The 17,225-nt window shown below is 66.1% G+C and carries 16 protein-coding genes; 9 read left to right on the forward strand and 7 right to left on the reverse strand.

Annotation, left to right across the window (positions count from 1 at the left end; translation table 11 throughout):
- Positions 1-43: 43 nt before the first annotated feature.
- Positions 44-871, reverse strand: coding sequence for a VOC family protein (locus tag AC25Y4_RS10545; protein ID WP_488120474.1), 828 nt, complete (start codon positions 869-871; stop codon positions 44-46).
- 130 nt (positions 872-1,001) lie between these two features.
- Positions 1,002-3,242, reverse strand: coding sequence for a phosphoribosylamine--glycine ligase (gene purD / locus AC25Y4_RS10550; RefSeq protein WP_488120339.1), 2,241 nt, complete (start codon positions 3,240-3,242; stop codon positions 1,002-1,004).
- Between the two features lie 100 nt (positions 3,243-3,342).
- On the opposite strand from purD, the gene AC25Y4_RS10555 reads away from it, so the two are divergent.
- On the forward strand, positions 3,343-3,702 hold the full coding sequence (locus AC25Y4_RS10555; protein ID WP_488120340.1) for a sterol carrier family protein: 360 nt from the start codon (positions 3,343-3,345) through the stop codon (positions 3,700-3,702).
- A gap of 39 nt (positions 3,703-3,741) precedes the next feature.
- Here the strand turns inward: AC25Y4_RS10555 and AC25Y4_RS10560 are convergent, their stop codons facing one another.
- Positions 3,742-4,674 carry a ribokinase gene (locus AC25Y4_RS10560; RefSeq protein WP_488120341.1) on the reverse strand — a complete coding sequence of 311 codons (933 nt, stop codon included), beginning with the start codon at positions 4,672-4,674 and terminating at the stop codon, positions 3,742-3,744.
- An 80-nt stretch (positions 4,675-4,754) separates the two neighbouring features.
- Between AC25Y4_RS10560 and AC25Y4_RS10565 the strand changes: the two genes are divergently transcribed.
- Genes AC25Y4_RS10565 through purM form a run of 3 tightly spaced genes read left to right on the forward strand, consistent with a single transcriptional unit; the run spans position 4,755 to position 7,891 of the window.
- Positions 4,755-5,189, forward strand: a complete 435-nt coding sequence (locus AC25Y4_RS10565; RefSeq protein ID WP_488120342.1) for a hypothetical protein — start codon at positions 4,755-4,757, stop codon at positions 5,187-5,189.
- Between the two features lie 12 nt (positions 5,190-5,201).
- Positions 5,202-6,791 (forward strand): amidophosphoribosyltransferase, encoded by a 1,590-nt coding sequence (gene purF / locus AC25Y4_RS10570; RefSeq protein WP_488120343.1) that lies wholly within the window; start codon positions 5,202-5,204, stop codon positions 6,789-6,791.
- Entirely contained in the window at positions 6,788-7,891 is a 1,104-nt protein-coding gene (purM, locus tag AC25Y4_RS10575; protein WP_488120344.1) for a phosphoribosylformylglycinamidine cyclo-ligase, read from the forward strand. The genes purF and purM overlap by 4 nt, the downstream gene beginning before the upstream one ends.
- Before the next feature lie 191 nt (positions 7,892-8,082).
- Here purM and AC25Y4_RS10580 read toward each other — a convergent pair whose 3' ends face one another.
- On the reverse strand, positions 8,083-8,316 hold the full coding sequence (locus AC25Y4_RS10580; protein WP_488120345.1) for a DUF3073 domain-containing protein: 234 nt from the start codon (positions 8,314-8,316) through the stop codon (positions 8,083-8,085).
- 202 nt (positions 8,317-8,518) lie between these two features.
- Here AC25Y4_RS10580 and AC25Y4_RS10585 point away from each other — a divergent pair, with 202 nt between their 5' ends.
- The 4 genes from AC25Y4_RS10585 to AC25Y4_RS10600 all read left to right on the forward strand — a co-directional run bounded on the left by AC25Y4_RS10585 (position 8,519) and on the right by AC25Y4_RS10600 (position 13,028).
- Complete coding sequence (locus tag AC25Y4_RS10585; protein ID WP_488120346.1) at positions 8,519-9,604, forward strand: NAD(P)-binding domain-containing protein; 1,086 nt, start codon at positions 8,519-8,521, stop codon at positions 9,602-9,604.
- Between the two features lie 129 nt (positions 9,605-9,733).
- Positions 9,734-10,882, forward strand: coding sequence for an acyl-CoA dehydrogenase family protein (locus tag AC25Y4_RS10590; protein WP_488120347.1), 1,149 nt, complete (start codon positions 9,734-9,736; stop codon positions 10,880-10,882).
- Positions 10,876-12,291: a PIG-L family deacetylase gene (locus AC25Y4_RS10595; RefSeq protein WP_488120348.1), complete on the forward strand. Its 1,416-nt coding sequence runs from the start codon at positions 10,876-10,878 to the stop codon at positions 12,289-12,291. Before AC25Y4_RS10590 ends, AC25Y4_RS10595 begins: the two co-directional genes overlap by 7 nt.
- Positions 12,288-13,028 (forward strand): glycosyltransferase family 2 protein, encoded by a 741-nt coding sequence (locus tag AC25Y4_RS10600; RefSeq protein ID WP_488120349.1) that lies wholly within the window; start codon positions 12,288-12,290, stop codon positions 13,026-13,028. Before AC25Y4_RS10595 ends, AC25Y4_RS10600 begins: the two co-directional genes overlap by 4 nt.
- A 54-nt stretch (positions 13,029-13,082) precedes the next feature.
- Here the strand turns inward: AC25Y4_RS10600 and AC25Y4_RS10605 are convergent, their stop codons facing one another.
- Positions 13,083-15,221 carry an APC family permease gene (locus AC25Y4_RS10605; protein WP_488120350.1) on the reverse strand — a complete coding sequence of 713 codons (2,139 nt, stop codon included), beginning with the start codon at positions 15,219-15,221 and terminating at the stop codon, positions 13,083-13,085.
- Between the two features lie 94 nt (positions 15,222-15,315).
- On the reverse strand, positions 15,316-15,861 hold the full coding sequence (locus AC25Y4_RS10610; RefSeq protein ID WP_488120351.1) for a MarR family winged helix-turn-helix transcriptional regulator: 546 nt from the start codon (positions 15,859-15,861) through the stop codon (positions 15,316-15,318).
- A gap of 65 nt (positions 15,862-15,926) precedes the next feature.
- Between AC25Y4_RS10610 and AC25Y4_RS10615 the strand changes: the two genes are divergently transcribed.
- Positions 15,927-16,220 (forward strand): hypothetical protein, encoded by a 294-nt coding sequence (locus tag AC25Y4_RS10615; protein ID WP_488120352.1) that lies wholly within the window; start codon positions 15,927-15,929, stop codon positions 16,218-16,220.
- An 87-nt stretch (positions 16,221-16,307) separates the two neighbouring features.
- Here the strand turns inward: AC25Y4_RS10615 and AC25Y4_RS10620 are convergent, their stop codons facing one another.
- Positions 16,308-17,219 (reverse strand): arginase family protein, encoded by a 912-nt coding sequence (locus AC25Y4_RS10620; RefSeq protein ID WP_488120353.1) that lies wholly within the window; start codon positions 17,217-17,219, stop codon positions 16,308-16,310.
- Positions 17,220-17,225: the final 6 nt, after the last annotated feature.

Below are 17,225 nucleotides of genomic sequence, written 5' to 3' on the forward strand. Positions count from 1 at the left end.
GCGCACCCGCCGGAGCCAGGTGGCCTACTCGGCAACAGCGGAGCTAGGCGCTCCTGACCGAAACGCGGTTCGCCCACGGGTCGTCAAAGCTGAGGTTCACGCCATCGTGACGGGTCTGCACGCCGAAGTGCGACATCCGCTCGCCCAGTGCACCGAGGTCATCGGCTGTTGGCACGATGATGTCGACCTCGCCGAGACCGAGTGCCAGCTGGCGCTTGCCTGAGCCCTTGCTGTTCCAGGTGTTCATGGCCATGTGGTGGTGGTACCCGCCGGCCGAGACGAACAGCGCCTGGTCGCCCATCGCTGCCGTGGTCTCGAAGCCCAGCTTGTTCACGTAGAACTCGCGGGCGCTCGCGACATCGCCGACCGACAGGTGCACGTGACCGACGACGGCGTTGCCGCTCGAGGGATTGGTGATGCCGTCATCGGTGATGTGCTCCTGGATGAAGCCGTTCGGGTCGAGGTAAAGCGTGGCCATCTCGACCTGGCCGTGGGCCCAGCTCCAGCTGCTGCGCTCGCGGTCCCAATACAGCTCGATACCGTTGCCCTCAGGGTCGGTGAAGTAGAAGGCCTGGCTCACCAGGTGGTCGGCGCTGCCGGTGAAGGTGCCCGGAAATTTCGTGGCGACCGAGTAGACGGCGGCGGCGAGCTGCGCCTGGGTGTCGAAGAGGATCGCGGTGTGGAACAGGCCAGCCGCGCGGGGCTCAGGGGACGCCAGCTCTGGGGCGTGCTGCAGGATCACGATGGGAGTGATGCCGCGGCCGAGCACGGCGACCGGGCCGTCGTGGCTGAGCAGGGCCAGCGTGACAGCATCGCGGTAGTACGCGATCATGGCGTCGAGGTTGCCGACGCGCAGGGTCACGGCTCCCATCCCGGTGTCGGCGGCAAGAAGGTCTGAAGTTGAATGAGTCACATCTGGGCAAACATAGTTGAAGGGTCAACTATTCCGCTGGGCGCCTAAAAATCGAAAGTCGCCCATTAGCGACAAGCCGAAGCGACGCCTAGGCGGAGGTCAGGCGTTCGAGCAGCTCGCGGTAGCGGGCAGCGGTGCGCTCGACGATGTCGGCGGGAAGAACGGGCGGGGTGCCGGTCTGGTCCCAGTGTGCCGACAGCCAGTCGCGCACGATCTGCTTGTCGAAGCTGGCCATCCGCTCTTCTGGTGTGGTGCCGGCTGCCCAGGCTGCTGCGTCCCAGTAGCGGCTCGAATCGCTGGTGAGCACCTCGTCGCCGAGGGTGAGCTGGCCGGTCGCCCGGTCGGCGCCGAACTCGAACTTGGTGTCGGCCAGGATCACGCCAGAGCGCTCTGCGATAGCGGATGCCGTGGCGAAGATTGACAGGGACGCGTCGCGGAGGGCGGTGGCGGTCGCCTCACCCACCAGCTCGATGGTGCGCTCGAACGAGATGTTCTCGTCGTGCTCGCCGAGCGGTGCTTTCCAGGCCGGGGTGTAGATGGGTTCTGGCAGGCGGTCGCCGTTCTGCAGGCCGGCGGGCAGCGGGATGCCGCACACCGTCTGGCTGGCCTGGTATTCCTTCCAGCCAGAGCCCGTGAGGTAGCCGCGCACGACGCACTCGATCGGATACATGTCGAGGTTCTTGCAGAGCATGGCGCGTCCGGCGACGGCGGCCGGGATCAGGCTCGTGCCCTCGTTCTGCAGCGTGTGGTCCGCCGCCAGGTGGTTCGGGACATCGCTGAGCTGGTCGAACCACCACAGGCTGAGCGTGGTGAGCAGCTCGCCCTTGCCGGGGATGCCAGGCTCAAGGGCGAAGTCGAAGGCGCTGACGCGGTCACTGGCCACGACCAGCAAGCGCTCAGCGGCGGTGAGGTCGGTAGCGGCATCCGGAATATAGAGGTCGCGCACCTTGCCGGAGTACGCGCGCTTCCAACCGGGGAGCGTCGTGACCTCAGCCCCTGCGGAGGACACAGAGGCGCCGGATGCGACGGATGTGCCGATCTCAGCGGATGCGGCGATCTCAGCGGCGTCAACGCGCGCCGCGATATCGGTGCGGAATTGGGCACCCTCAAGGGTGATTTTCGCCAGGGCTTCGTAGGCACGGGCCCGCGCCTCAGTGAAGGTCTCGCCGACGGCGACGACGTTGAGAACTCGGCCGCCGGTCGCCAGCAGGTCATCGCCTGAACGCTGGGTCGCGGCGTGCGCGACGGTGACACCGGCAATGCTGGTTGCGGCGTCGAGGCCTGTGATCGGGCGGCCGGTGACGGGAGTTCCTGGGTAATTCTCGCTGGCGAGAACGACGGTCACCGCGACATCCGGTGTAAAGACCGGGCGCGGCTGGGCGGCGAGATCGCCGATGGATGCGGCCAGCAACAGCTCAGACAACGGGGTGACCAGGCGGGGGAGCACAACCTGCGTCTCCGGGTCGCCGAAGCGGGCGTTGAACTCGATGACGCGGATGCCGGCCTCTGTAAGGATCAGCCCGCAGTAGAGCAGGCCGATGAACGGGGTGCCCTCGCGCTCGAGCTGGCGCACGGTCGGCACCGCGATCGTGGCGCTGACCTCGTCGACGAATGCCGTCTCGCTGCCGAATTCGGCGTCGAGCCAGGGCAGCGGGGAGTATGCGCCCATGCCGCCGGTGTTCGGGCCGGCGTCGCCGTTGCCGAGGCGCTTGTAGTCCTGGGCGGGGGAGAGCGGGAGCACGTTGTGGCCGTCGGCGAGGAAGAACAATGAAACCTCCTGGCCGTCGAGGAATTCCTCGACCAGCACGCTGCCGTGCTCGAGCCAATACGCGGCGTGGGCGTGGGCTGCGGCGTGGTCCTCCGTGACGAGCACTCCCTTGCCGGCGGCCAGACCATCGGCCTTGACCACGTATGGCGCGCCGAATTCGGCGAGGGCGGCATCCGCTTCGGCCAGGGTGCCGGCGCGCACTGCACGACCGGTGGGAACCTCGGCGTCATCCATGATGCGCTTGGCGAAGGTCTTGCTGCCTTCGAGGGCCGCTGCTGCCTTGCCGGGCCCGAAGACCGGGATGCCGCGGGTGCGGAGCGCGTCTGCGACACCGGCGACGAGGGGTGCCTCTGGGCCTATGACGACGAGATCGACGGCATTCTCGATGGCGTAGTTGGTGACGGCGTCAGGGTCGTTGGCGTCGAGGGCGACGACCGGAACATCGGCTGCGATGCCGGCGTTGCCGGGCGCGGCCGTGATCTCGTGTGCTGCCTCCTCTGCCAGGAGCGCGGTGATGATGGCGTGCTCGCGGGCACCGGAACCTAGGACCAGAATTCTCACCGGTTCAGGCTAGCGGATGAAGCGTGGTGCGTTGGAGGGTCGCCAACCTCGTTGCTCACCTCGTTGCTCGACCGGCAGGAGAAACGGGCAGACTGGAGACATGGCACGAGCACGCATTGATGACGCCCCCGGCATGGCAGCGGTGCGGGCGTGGTCGGCAGATGCCGCCGCTGCGAGCCGCGACGTTCGCGCGCTGGCCGTTCGCTACACGCTGCAGCTGCTCGCCGAACGCGCAGAGGGCAACACCGTCGAGGTGCGCGTACCGCCGTTCGGCGCAACGCAGTGCATCGAGGGCCCCCGGCACACGCGCGGCACACCGCCCAACGTCGTCGAGACGGATGCCGCCACCTGGCTCGCGCTCGCGACAGGCTCGCTCAGCTGGGCCGACGGCCTGGCAACCGGGCTGATCCACGCGTCGGGTCAGCGAGCCGACCTCACCGGATACGTTCCGATCGTCTGAGCGACGCTCTTCGCCGTCCATTACCAATACGGACCAAAATCAACCGATGATGGCTGCGACCTCGTCGTAGCTGGGCATTGAGCTGGTCGCACCTGCTCGGGTGACAGCTACGGATGACGCGACGGTCGCCCAGCGCACGGCCTCGATCATGTCCGACTCGCGGATGGTTGACGCTCGCGCGGCATCCACTGCACCGGCATCCGCTGCCAGCCGAGCGACAAGCGCGCCGACGAAGGTGTCGCCTGCCGCCGTGGTGTCGACGGCCTTCACCGGCCGGGCCGGAGCGAGCCCCAGCACCGTACCGTCGTGCGCGACCACGGATCCCTCAGCGCCCAGGGTCACGATCGCCCAGGTCTTGTCGGCGCTCAGTACTTCGGCCGCGCGAACCGGGTCGGCCTCTCCGGTCAACTCGATCGCTTCGATCTGGTTGGGCACGACGAGGTCAACCGAGGAGAGGAAGCTGTCTGGGAGCGGCATGACGGGCGCCGGGGTGAGCACAGTGAAGACGCCGGCGGCCTTGGCAACGGCGATCGCCTCGACCAGTACCGACAGCGGCAGTTCGCACTGCATCACCAGGAAAGCTGACTTCTCGATGGTGGCGCGTTGCTCATCGGTCAGCGTTGTCACCGCGAGGTTCGCACCGGAGACCACGACGATGGAGTTCTCGCCGGAGTCGACAACGGAGATGTGCGCCGTGCCGGTGGGCGCAGCTGCGGTGGCCAGACCCGACGTGCCGAGGCCCTCGTGCGTGAGCAGTTCGCGCAGCTCTGTGCCATAGGCATCGTGACCAACAGCGCCGAGAAACTCAACGGTGCCGCCCATCCGTGCGGCGGCGACGGCCTGGTTCAGGCCCTTGCCGCCGGGCACTGTCGTGAAGTTGGTGCCGAACATCGTCTCACCCGGTTTGGGGAGGCGGGGCTGGCGTACGACGAGGTCCATGTTGGCGCTTCCGAGCACTGCGATTGTGTTCACGTACCCAGTCTCCCATCGGCATGGCCTGTGAGTTGGCTCCGATGGGGATCGGCCGCGAAGCGCCATGAGAGAATAGCAACGTGAGCTCTTCAGAACAGCCTGACCGCCCCGCAGTTGCAGTAGTTCCGAGTACCGTCGAGAAGGTTCTTGACGAGTCGACGGTCACCGTGCGCCGTTCACCGAAATACACGAATTTCATGATCCTCGGCGTCATCGCCGGACTGATTGCGGCGTTCATTCTCACTCTGGCTTTCCCGGAGAATCCCAAGTTCGACCGCGTGCAGGTCTTCGGCTTCCTGCTCCTCGTGTGCCTGGCCATCGGCATCGCCCTTGGCTGTGTCACCGCACTCGTGCTTGGTCGCATCGTCGGCCGCAAGGCGACAACAGTCGTTGTCGATCGAGTGGGCGTGCAGGCACCCACGTACGAGACCCCGGATGCCGCATCCGCAACACCCGCACCACCCGCGTCATCTGCTTCACCAGATTCCCCCGTTTCCAACGAGAAATCACAGTAAAGGAGCAGCTTCTTGCCCAATGGCGACGGACTGTTAAACCACGATCTCCTCCCAGGTGAAAAGGGGCCACAGGATGCCTGTGGCGTCTTTGGTGTCTGGGCCCCCGGCGAGGAGGTGGCAAAGCTCAGCTACTTCGGGCTTTACGCGCTGCAGCACCGCGGCCAGGAATCGGCCGGCATCGCCACGAGCGATGGCGACAAGATCCTCATCTACAAAGACATGGGCCTCGTCTCGCAGGTCTTCAACGAGAGCGCGCTCAGCACCCTCCTTGGCCACATCGCCGTCGGTCACACGCGCTACTCGACCACCGGATCATCGAGTTGGCAGAACGCCCAGCCCACCCTTGGCCGCACGGCCAGCGGCACGGTTGCGCTCGGCCACAACGGAAACCTCACCAACACCGCAGAGCTCATGCAGCTCGTTCACGAGCGCTATCCAGAAGCGGATGGCGAACTCTCGCGCGGAAACACCACCGACACCGCTGTCGTGACGGCGCTGCTCACCGGTGACCTCGACCACACCCTCGAAGCCACCGCGCTCGAGGTTCTGCCACGCCTTCGCGGCGCGTACTGCCTCGTCTTCATGGACGAGACCACGCTGTATGCGGCCCGCGACCCGCAGGGTGTTCGCCCGCTGGTGCTCGGACGCCTTGAACGCGGCTGGGTCGTCGCCTCCGAAACTGCTGCCCTCGACATCGTCGGTGCCAGCTTCGTGCGCGAGGTTGAGCCTGGGGAGCTCATCACCATCGACGAAGATGGTCTGCGCAGCCAGCGATTCGCAGAGTCCAAGCCGGCCGGTTGCGTCTTCGAATACGTCTACCTCGCACGTCCTGACACCACGATCGCCGGTCGTGGCGTGCACGAGGCCAGAGTTGAGATGGGTCGCAAACTGGCGGCCGAACATCCGGTCGATGCCGACCTCGTCATTCCGACGCCGGAATCGGGAACTCCGGCGGCCATCGGCTATGCGCAGGCATCCGGAATTCCGTTCGGCCAGGGTCTCGTCAAGAACTCCTACGTCGGGCGCACCTTCATCCAGCCGTCTGAGACCATCCGCCAGCGCGGTATCAAGCTCAAGCTGAACCCGCTGAAAGAGGTCATCAAGGGCAAGCGGCTGATCGTCGTCGACGACTCCATCGTGCGTGGAAACACCCAGCGCGCCCTCGTCAGCATGTTGCGGGAGGCCGGTGCCGCCGAGGTGCACGTGCGCATCTCCAGCCCGCCCATCACCTGGCCATGTTTCTACGGCATCGACTTCGCCACGCGCGCCGAACTCATCGCCACCGGCCTCGGTGTCGACGAGGTGCGTCAGGCGATCGGCGCCGACTCGCTCGGCTACCTGTCAGAAGACGGCATGATCGAGTCGACGGAGCAGCCGCGCGAGCGCCTTTGTACCGCCTGCTTCACAGGCAAGTACCCCATTCCGCTGCCGGACACCCAGCACCTCGGCAAGAACCTCCTCGAACGCCAGCCGACATCCAACGGATGCGACCCAGGCCCAGACGCAGAGTTCGAGAGCCTCATCGCGGTGGACAAGCCCCTCGAACCCGCACTCAACCAGCAGGGTAAGCCTTCATTCGGAGACCCGGGAAGACAAGAATGAGCAACGCTACGTATGCCGCCGCCGGAGTCGACACCACGGCGGGTGACCTGGCCGTTGAATTGATGAAGGCCGCTGTCTCACGCACGCACGGACCAGAGGTGCAGGGAGGTTTCGGCGGATTCGCCGGACTCTACGATGTCTCCTTCCTCACTGAGTTCAAGCGTCCGCTGCTGGCCACCTCAACCGACGGCGTCGGCACGAAGGTCGCCATCGCGCAGGCCATCGACAAGCACGACACCATTGGACAGGACCTCGTCGGCATGGTCGTCGACGACATCATCGTCGTCGGCGCGCGCCCGCTGTTCATGACCGACTACATCGCCTGCGGCAAGGTCGTGCCTGAGCGCATCGCCTCCATCGTTGAAGGCATCGCGACCGCCTGTGCCGCGACGGGCACCGCCCTCGTCGGTGGAGAGACCGCAGAGCACCCAGGCCTCCTCGGCCCCGACGACTACGACGTAGCGGGTGCCGCAACGGGTGTCGTCGAAGCAGACCAGGTTCTCGGCGCCGAGCGCGTGCAGCACGGTGACGTCGTCATCGCCATGGAATCCTCCGGCCTGCACTCGAACGGTTACTCGCTCGTTCGTCACATCCTGGCCGGGCGTGGCATTGGCTACACCGACACGTCGGCAGAGCTCGGCGGCATGGTCGGCGAGGTTCTCCTCACTCCGACCCGCCTCTACACCGCGCCTCTTCTCGGTGTGCTCACCGACCCTGAACTCGCTGGCGCAGTGCACTCGCTCAGCCACGTCACCGGCGGCGGCATCGCGGCGAACCTCGCGCGCGTGCTCCCGTTCGGCTCGTGGGTTGAGGTCGACCGCTCTACGTGGTCGCCAGCCCCGGTGTTCCGCGTGCTCAGCGACATGGCCGGCTCCACCCTCGAAAGCTCAGAAGGCACCTGGAACCTCGGCGTCGGCATGTTCGCCGTCGTGTCAGCGGATGCCGTCTCCTCTGTCATCGCTCGCCTGGCGACCGATGGCATCCCGGCCTGGGTTGTCGGTCGGGTGTCGACCGCGCCGCACGATGCGACCGGCTTCGAGCAGGGTGCCAAGGGTGTGAACGGCGGCGCCGTGCGCCTCGTCGGCTCGTACGTGAACTAGGGCTTCGAGACGGCCGTGCGGCCTCATCGACCAACGGGCATAACGAAAGCCCCCGAGTGATCGGGGGCTTTCGTTGTGCCGATGTCACAGACATGCGGTGAGAGCGGCGGGTTTTTCCGTCGCTCAAGTTCGCTCTGAGCTCTCACGACTCGCAGCTGATGATTCAGTGCTGTGAGCGATCCGGCGAAGAACTACGCGCGCTTTTGTTCGTCCTCGGTTGCGTAGTGATCGACGTATTCGTCGGCCTCGTTCGCGGGGTCGCCGTCGTATTCCGGCCACTTGGCCAGATCTTCGTCTAGACGCGGGTCATCATTCGCATGACCCGTGAGTTCGCGCTCAAGCGCGTTGTAGTTGGTGTCGGGACTGAAATACTTGAGCTCCCGAGCGACCTTGGTGTGCTTTGCTTTTTGACGGCCGCGCCCCATGCGAGACCCCCTTACGATGCCAGGCCGAGTGAGCGATGAGTCACCCGGGATTTACCGAACAGACAGAGTGAAAACTAGCCGCTAGTTTAGCATGGTGGGCCTGATGCCCCGCCGACGTGCCTCACAGGCATTACTGGTGAAATGCTGACGTGCCCGAAGGCATGCTGTAAAGCCCAAGGCACGACCGTGGAGATGGGGAGCGATGGCTAACGATGCGACTGTGCCGGTCGTACTCATCGGTGCCGGGCAGGCCGGACTCTCTGTGGCCTACTATCTTCGTAAGTTCGACCTCGTCGCCGGTCGCGACTTCGTTATCTTCGATCGGGGTCCTGACGCCGGTGGCGCCTGGCAGCACCGCTGGGAAGCGCTCCGGCTGGGAACTGCGCACAAGGTCAATGATCTGCCGGGTATGCAGGACCTGGGCGTAAGCTTCCAGACCGCCGACAAAGCGCTGCCTGCGCGGGACGTCGTCGCTGACTACTACCGGCGCTATGAGGAACACTACGAGCTTGGCGTTGTTCGTCCGACGACGGTGACGTCGGTGTTCAATCGGCGGGCAGACCTCGTGGTGCAGACCAACTCAGTAGACCATGGCATCCGCGAGACCGTCGCCGGACTCGTCGTGAACGCGTCGGGAACCTGGGGATCCCCTTTCATCCCCTATTACCCCGGCGCGCACACCTTTGCCGGCCGGCACGTGCACACCGCGAGCTACCGATCGGCAGAGGATTTTGCTGGCCAGCAGGTCGTTGTGGTCGGAGGCGGCACCTCCGCCATCGGCTTCATGCTGGAACTCGAGGGCGTGGCCGCCGGGCTCACCTGGACGTCGCGTCGCCCCATCGACTGGGTGCACACCGAAGAACTCGACCTGGAGGGCGCATCGGCCGCCGTGGCGATGCAAGACGAAGCCGCCCGCACGGGCCGTGCGCTGCCGAGCATCGTCAGCGGCACAGGGGTTCCCGTCAGCCGCCGAATTTCGGCCGGCATCGAGCGGGGGCTGCTGGACGCCAAGCCGATCTTCGCGGCCATCGAGCCGGGCGGCGTGCGCTGGAGCGACGGCACTTTTTCCCCAGCGGATGCCATCATCTGGGCCTCCGGATTCCGACCGGAGCTCCGCCACCTCTCCTCGCTGAAACTGCGGGAGAAGGCGGGCGGGTTGACTGTCGGTTCTGGCGCATCGTGGTCGGATCCACGCATATTCCTGGCCGGCTATGGACCGCAGGCGAGCACGATCGCGGCCAGTCGTGCCGGGCGAATCATCGCCAGGCAGGTCATGGCGCTGCTCTGAACCTGAGTGTGAGCTCCATGTCACTCAGAAGCGGCCGCTAAAGTCTTAGTGATCAATCGATGCAGGGGCACCGGATATTGCCATCCCGCAAGCAGCGTTTTTCACGGGCCCCTCAGACGAGGAGTACCAATGACGCTTACAGGACCATCGACGCTCATGGCGGCACCTGAACCCGCCTGGCTGACTCCACAGCAGAATCGTGCCCTGCGGGGGAGTGCGCCGGAGAAGGCTCACCAGCTCGACCTGCGCGAGCTGACAGCGGATGCCTTCGCCGTGAACGGTGATGCAGGCAGAGCCTTGGAGCTGGCCAGGTCGTTGGGTGCATCCGTTCCCCGGCCTGGATGCGGCGAAACGCTGCAGTTGTTCGAGGTGTTGGCGTCCCTCGCTGTGGCCGACCTCACCGCTGCCCGCGTGGTTGAGGCGCACCTGGACGCGCTCGCGATCCTCGACCAGGCATCCGTTGCCCCTGCCTCGCTGGTTGGTGGCGATGATGATGCCGCGGAAGCTACATGGGGAGTATTCGCTGCCGAAGGCGCTGGAATGAAACTGATCGCGACTCGCGTCGGAGCGGGAGCGGGCGCAGGCGCCGAGGAACGCTGGCAGCTCCACGGCACCAAGCCGTGGTGCTCACTCGCGGCCTCGCTCAGCCATGCGTTGGTGACCGCCCATACCTCGGACAGCACCCGTCGACTATTTGCCGTTGACCTGCGTGAACCGGGGATCAGCGTGCACACCGACGCATGGGTGAGTCGCGGCCTCTCTGCCGTACCGAGCGGACCCGTCGACTTCAGCGCGGTGTCGGCCATGCCCGTTGGCGACGACGGTTGGTATCTCCAGCGCCCCGGCTTCGCCTGGGGTGGGATCGGGGTGGCGGCCTGCTGGTGGGGCGGGGCCGTTGGCGTTGCCCGGAAGGTCTGGGAGGCGACGCGCGAACGCGAACCAGACCAGCTCGCACTCGCACACCTCGGCGCAATCGACCTGGCGTTGACCGCTTCGGGCGCCTCCCTGGCAAACGCGGCAGCGGCCATCGATGCCGGCGACGCCGTTGGCGAGAATGGCGCCCTGCTTGCAGCCAGGGTGCGCGGCCAGGTCGCCCGCGCTGTGGACGAGGTGCTCGCCCGAACCGGTCACGCACTGGGGCCGACCCCGCTCGCGTTCGACGCCCGGCACGCACAACGTGTTGCTGACCTGCAGCTCTACGTGCGCCAGCACCATGCAGAGCGGGATGACGCGGCACTCGGTCGCCGACTACACGGCCTCGGAGTAACGCCGTGGTGAGCTTCAGCCACATCGAGAGCGGGACGACAGAGCGAGAGTGGGCTGCGTTCCGCTCCAGCGAGGGGACCCCGCTGGCCATCGACGAGTTGCGCCGCCTGGTCGTCGTCGCCGCGCATCCCGACGATGAAACGTTGGGCGCGGGCGGGTTGATCGCGCGAGCTGGGCGAGCCGGCATACCGGTCACTGTCGTGGTCCTCAGCAACGGTGAGGCATCGCATCCCGACTCCACCACGCACGAGCCTGAGCAGCTGGCTGTGCTCCGCCGTGTCGAAGTCACGGCAGCCGTCGCCGCGCTGGCCCCTGAGGCCCAGGTGCGCCTGCTTGACCTCCCCGACGGTGCCCTTGGTCGCCATCGCGCTGAGGCAACGCTGGCCGTTTCCGTCGAAATCGGAGCGGGCGGAGCGGGAACCTGGCTGGTTGCTCCATGGCACAGCGACGAGCATCCGGATCACACAGTGGCGAGCGAGGTGGCGGCAGAGGCGGCCCGTGGTCGCGGCGTCACCCGTTTCGAATACCCGATCTGGGCGTGGCACTGGTCGAAGCCAGGCGACGCGGTCTGGCCGGTCGAGAGGGTGCGCACCCTTGAGCTCTCGCCCGACGATCGCCAACGCAAGGTGCGGGCAATGGCACTGCACACGAGCCAGGTGAATCCGCTCTCGGAGTTGCCCGGCGACGAGCCGATCATTCAGCCGAGCTTCGGCGCCCACTTCGAGCGGGAGTACGAGACCTTCATCCGGATCGACGCCGACGCCGACGCTGACGATGCCGACGCAGCAGACCCAGCCGCAATGGATGCCGAAGAGCAGAGCCTGGCCGAGCCGTTCTTTGAGGAGTTCTACGCCGGGAGCCGCGACCCATGGGGGTTCGAGACGCGATGGTATGAGAAGCGGAAGCGAGCTCTCACCATGGCGGCCCTGCCGCGTGAACGCTTCAGCACTGCCCTCGAGCTCGGCTGCTCGATCGGCATGCTCACGGCCGACCTGGCCGGGCGGTGCGACAGCATTACGGCCATCGACATCGCGGAGCAGCCCCTGCAGGTTGCCCGTGCCCGGCTGGCCGGGCACCCCGGCGTCACCTTCGAACGGCGCACCCTGCCTGCAGAATGGCCGGACGGATCCTTCGATCTCATCGTGGTCTCCGAGGTGGGCTACTACCTCTCAGCGGCCGAGTTGCGTGCCCTCCTGGAGCGCTGCCGCAGCAGTCTGGCTGCCGGCGGCGTGCTCGTGGCCTGCCACTGGCGGCATCCGGTTGCCGAGTATCCGTTGACCGGCGACCAGGTCCACGACGAACTCGACGCCATTGTCGGCCTCGAACGCACGGTCTTGCACCGGGAACGCGACTTCATTCTCGAGGTGTTCGAAGCGGCACCGGCACGCTCCGTCGCCCAGCGCGAAGGGCTGGCTCCGTGACCGGCACGAACGCGATTGAGAGGGTCGTTGTCGTCATTCCTGCGCGCAACGAAGACGAGCGACTGCCCAGGTGCTTGGCTGCACTGGCCACGGCGATCGACGAACTGAGAATGACGACCGACCAGCCGACGCCCACCATCGACGTCGTCATTGTGCTTGACCAGTGCACCGACGGCACGGCGGAGGTCGCCGCCGCCTGGCCGGCATTCAGGAGCATTCGCACGCACGAAGGCGCTGTCGGCTCCGCCCGTCGCGCCGGCGTGCGGCATGTGCTGCCGACGCCCGGCTCCTTCACCTCTTCGACCTGGATCGCCACAACGGATGCCGACTCCGCCGTGCCACCGAACTGGCTGGCCGTGCAGCTCGCGTTCGCGCGCAACGCCGTCGACCTGGTGCTGGGCACGGTGGTGCCCGACGACGAACTGGCGGACGTGGCTAGGGAACGGTGGGACGCGCAGCACCCGCTGGTGGAAGGACACAGCCATATTCATGGCGCGAATCTTGGCGTGCGTGCCGACCGCTATCTGGACGCCGGCGAATTTGCCGAGGTCGACGAAGACGAAGATGTGCAGCTCGTGTCAGCGCTGCGCAGCCTGAAGGTGAGCGAGATTCGCACGGGTCTCATCCCGGTGCTCACCTCAGGTCGGCTTTCCGGTCGCACACCGACAGGCTTCGCGGGCTACTTGCGCGAGCACGCGGTCGGCGAGTCCGATGCGGTTGACGCCGAAAACGCGTAGGGCGACGACGTGCGCCACCGTCGGTGTGGCATGAGGTGACGTGACGCGGCGGCGCTACTTGCGCTTTCGCCGCCTGGATGCGGCGGGCTGCGACTGCGGGGGCCTGCTTCCGACGACGGGAGTCGGCTTAGGCGCGCTCTCGGACGCGGCGGGAGCGAGCGGCTTCCGGGGGATCGGGCGCGGTGGGCGCACGGGCTCTCCGCGGCGGTCCTGACCGGGGATGGGTCGGGAGCGGCGGCCGTAGATGACCTCGGAGGAGTCGAGCAGCCACGGTACGAGCGCGATGGTGACACCGTGCACGAGCATCAACTTCTGGCGGATGCGACGCGCCTTGTGGTTGTGCAGCACGCCTTCCCACCAGTGCCCGACAATGAAGATCGGCGTGTAGACCGTGATGACTTCAGAGCCGTGTTCGATGGCCCTGCCCTTGATGTAGGCGATGAGCGGCCAGCTGATGTCGCGGTACGGGGACTGCACGATGCGCAACGGCACCTGGATGTTCTGCTTCACCCAGTCGCGCTTGAGCTGCTTCGTGTCTTCATCGTCGATGGAGACGTGCACGGCCTCGAGGCTCTCGTGGCGTGCGGCGATGGCGTAGTCGAGCGCCTTCAGCACCGGCTTCTGCATCTTGCCGACGAGCACGATGGCGTGGTCGCCCTGCGAGCCGAAGGTGGTGATCGGGTCGACCTCGATCTCCTTCGAGACATCGCGGTAGTACCGGTTGACGCCGAGCATGAGCACGAACAGCACCGGCATCATGATGAACACCAGCCATGCGCCGTGGGTGAACTTCGTGACGGTCACGACGATCAGCACCACGCCGGTGAAGAGGGCGCCGAACGCGTTGATCGACAGGCTGCCGATGATGGATCCGCGGTTGCTCGGATTGGTGCGCAGCAGGGAGATCCAGTGCTTGACCATGCCAGTCTGGCCGAGCGTGAACGACACGAAAACACCAATGATGTAGAGCTGGATCAGCACCGTGAGGTTGGCCTGGTACACGATGAGGATGACGCTGGCCGCGAGGGCGAGCAGCAGAACGCCGTTCGAGTAGATGAGGCGGTCGCCGCGGGTGTTCAACGACTTCGGTGCGTAGGAGTCGCGGGCGAGTACTGAGCCGAGCAGCGGGAATCCGTTGAACGCCGTGTTGGCGGCGAGCAGCAGCACGGCCGCCGTCGCGGCCTGCAGCACGAAGAACAGGATCGAGTTGTTGCCGAATGTCGCCGCGGCGAGTTGGGCGATCAGGCTCCGTTGCGGAGCGGTGGCGCATTCCGTCCAGCCGATGAGGTCACAGGGGTTCTCCGCGTAGTGCACCTGGGAGATGAGCGCGAGGGCAATGAGGCCGATGAACAGTACGACGGCGATGCCGCCCATGAGCACCAGGGTGGCCTGGGCATTCTTGATCTTCGGACGCTTGAATGCAGGCACGCCGTTTGCGATGGCCTCGACACCGGTGAGCGCGCTGCAACCACTCGCGAACGAGCGGAACAGCAGCAGGATGAACGCGGTCTGGGCGAGGCTCTGCGCCTCAACTCCGTATGCTGCAGACTCGGCGACGGGCGGATCGCCGATCGCGACGCGGAACAGGCCGACAGCGACGAGCAGGAACGCGCTGCCGATGAACAGGTACGTCGGGATGGCGAATGCCGTGCTCGACTCCCGCACACCGCGGAGGTTCGCCGCGGCGAGAATGATGACGAACAGCACGGCGAGCTCGACCCTGAACGACGCCAGGATGGGGAACGCGGAGATGATGTTGTCAACGCCGCTGGCCACGGAGACGACGACAGTCATCACGTAGTCGACCAGCAGAGCGGATGCCACAACGAGGCCGGCCTTCTCACCCAGGTTTTTCGAGGCGACCTCGTAGTCGCCGCCGCCGGAGGGGTACGCCTTGATCAGCTGGCGGTACGACGCGACGACCACCAGCATCAGCACGACAACGGCCGCCGCAATCCACGGTGCGAAGCTCAGGAAAGCCAGGCCGCCGAGGGTCAGGATCATCAAAAGTTCCTGCGGCGCATAGGCGACACTCGACAGTGCGTCGCTGGCAAAAATGGGAAGCGCAAGTCGCTTGGGAAGCAGCTGGCCTTCGAGGTGCTCGCTCGGAAGCGGGTCACCGATGATCCACCGTTTCGGGTTGCGAGTTTCTGGTACTGGGGAGTTCCCCTCGTTTGTCACGAGGGACGACATTACTCTGTTGGCACGCGCTGTCAAGTTGATGGGAGGGCGGCGCGCCGCACCACGTCCTGCCTTAAATGCAGACAGAGGTGGCCTCGCTCAGTCGTTAGCGAAGTTGCGCGTTCTGAAGTCCTGATGCGGAGGCCTTTCCGGCGTCAGCATCAACCGCTTGCGCGGCACCGATCACGCGCCAGAGCGAGCTGCGCAGGGCGGCCAGTTCGTCGTGGCTCATGCCGAGCTGGTCGATGATTCTGGGCGGGATGCTCTCGGCTTCCGCGCGCAGGGCGGCGCCGGTGGGGGTGAGGGAGATGTTGAGCATCCGCTCATCGAGGGAACTGCGCTGGCGGACGACAAGGCCGGCGACCTCGAGGCGCTTGAGGAGGGGGGAGAGCGTGGCGGGTTCGAGCTGCAGCGCGGCGCCGAGGTTCTTGACCGAGCGGGGGCTCTGTTCCCACAGCGCGAGCATGACCAAATACTGCGGATGCGTGAGGCCGTATGGCTCGAGGATGGGCCGGTAGACGGCATTGACGCTGCGGGAGGCGATGGCCAGCGCGAAGCAGACCTGCTCCTGGAGCTCGAGCAGATTCGGCGCTCCAGTCGCTGCGACAGTCGTGCCCCCGGTCGTGTCCCCTGTGGTCTCTCCGGTCGTCATCTGGTGCCTGCCCATTTCGTGGTCACGTGATCCGCTGCGATCATTTGTTTAGTACACTAATGATTATGGCACGAAGTAAAGATCAGGAAGACGGGCGCCGCCGGGCCGGTGGCTTCACGGGCTGGGTCAATCGCACCCTGTTCCCCTGGATCGGACCGCCGCCCCTCGGGCCGTACAACGTTGTTCCCGATGAGGAAGTGCGCGCGGCGAAAGCTGCCTCTGTCTGCCCGATCTGTGGCGAACTCATGAGCGTGCACGAGATCGATCGTTCTGGTGAGCGCACCCAGCTGTACCACCCCACCCCAGAGCAGGCGCGCGAGCGACTGGCTGCGATGGAAGGGCCGGCGACCGCCGAGTAAGCGCTCGCGGCGCCCCTCGCGCTCGCGGCACCCGTCGCGCGGGTCGAGCGCAGCGACGCGGGTGTTGCAACTGCCGCGAACCTGCGTTCAGCCCGCGCGGCGAATGTCCGTACCCAGCCTGCCGAGTCCTCTCGCTACAACGTCGGCGACAAGACGTGCATGTCGGCCATCGGGGTCGAGATCTGGGTCAAAGACCGTGACAGACGCGCCCATCGCTCCAGGGGCGAGCGCTTGGAGAAATGCCGTCAGTTCATCAGCGTCGAACCCGCCGGGATCCGGGCTGTCGACCGCGGGCATGACGCTGGGGTCGAGCACGTCGACATCGACCTGCAGCCAGTAGCCGCTGATACCCGCAACCGCACGCACCGAATCTACGGCCGCGTCCGTACCGAGGCTGAGTGCCTCTGCCGCGGAGAGGACGTGTCCCAACACCAGGCGCGCTTCGGTCACATACTCGTCATTGTCACGACAACCGACGTGCACCGTCTGGGCCGGCGCGAAGTACGGCCCGTGGCCGTCAATGTTCGCGATAGCCAGCCAATGCAGGCCCACGGCGGCAGCGAGGTCTTCGCCTGCGACACTCGCGCACTCGTCGCTGTTGCCAGGGTGACGGAAGTCCGTGTGCCCGTCGATGTGGATGAGGCCGCCCCCGCCACGGCGCGCCATGGCGAGCCCTATCCCCAGGAGGACGCTGCAATCGCCGCCGAGAACCAAGGGCGCGGCACGAGTGTCGAGGATCGCCCCGACACGATCCGCCAACCGCCGAGCGTGATCGATCATCGCGGCCTCGTTGCGCACCTGTCCGACCGGTCGCACAGCATCGTCATCGATGTACATGCCCGCGAGAACCACGCCACCGTCGACCGCGCCCGCAGCCATGAGGCGCGCGAAGAGACCGGCCTCACGAAGGGCCTCCGGTGCCTTCGAGGTGCCCGGCACGCTCCCAGGTCTGGGCGGTCGGAGGCCCAGATTGCTGGGAGCGGAGAGCAGCGAAATCATGAGCTG

It is taken from the genome of Leifsonia sp. Y878 (genome assembly GCF_057669685.1).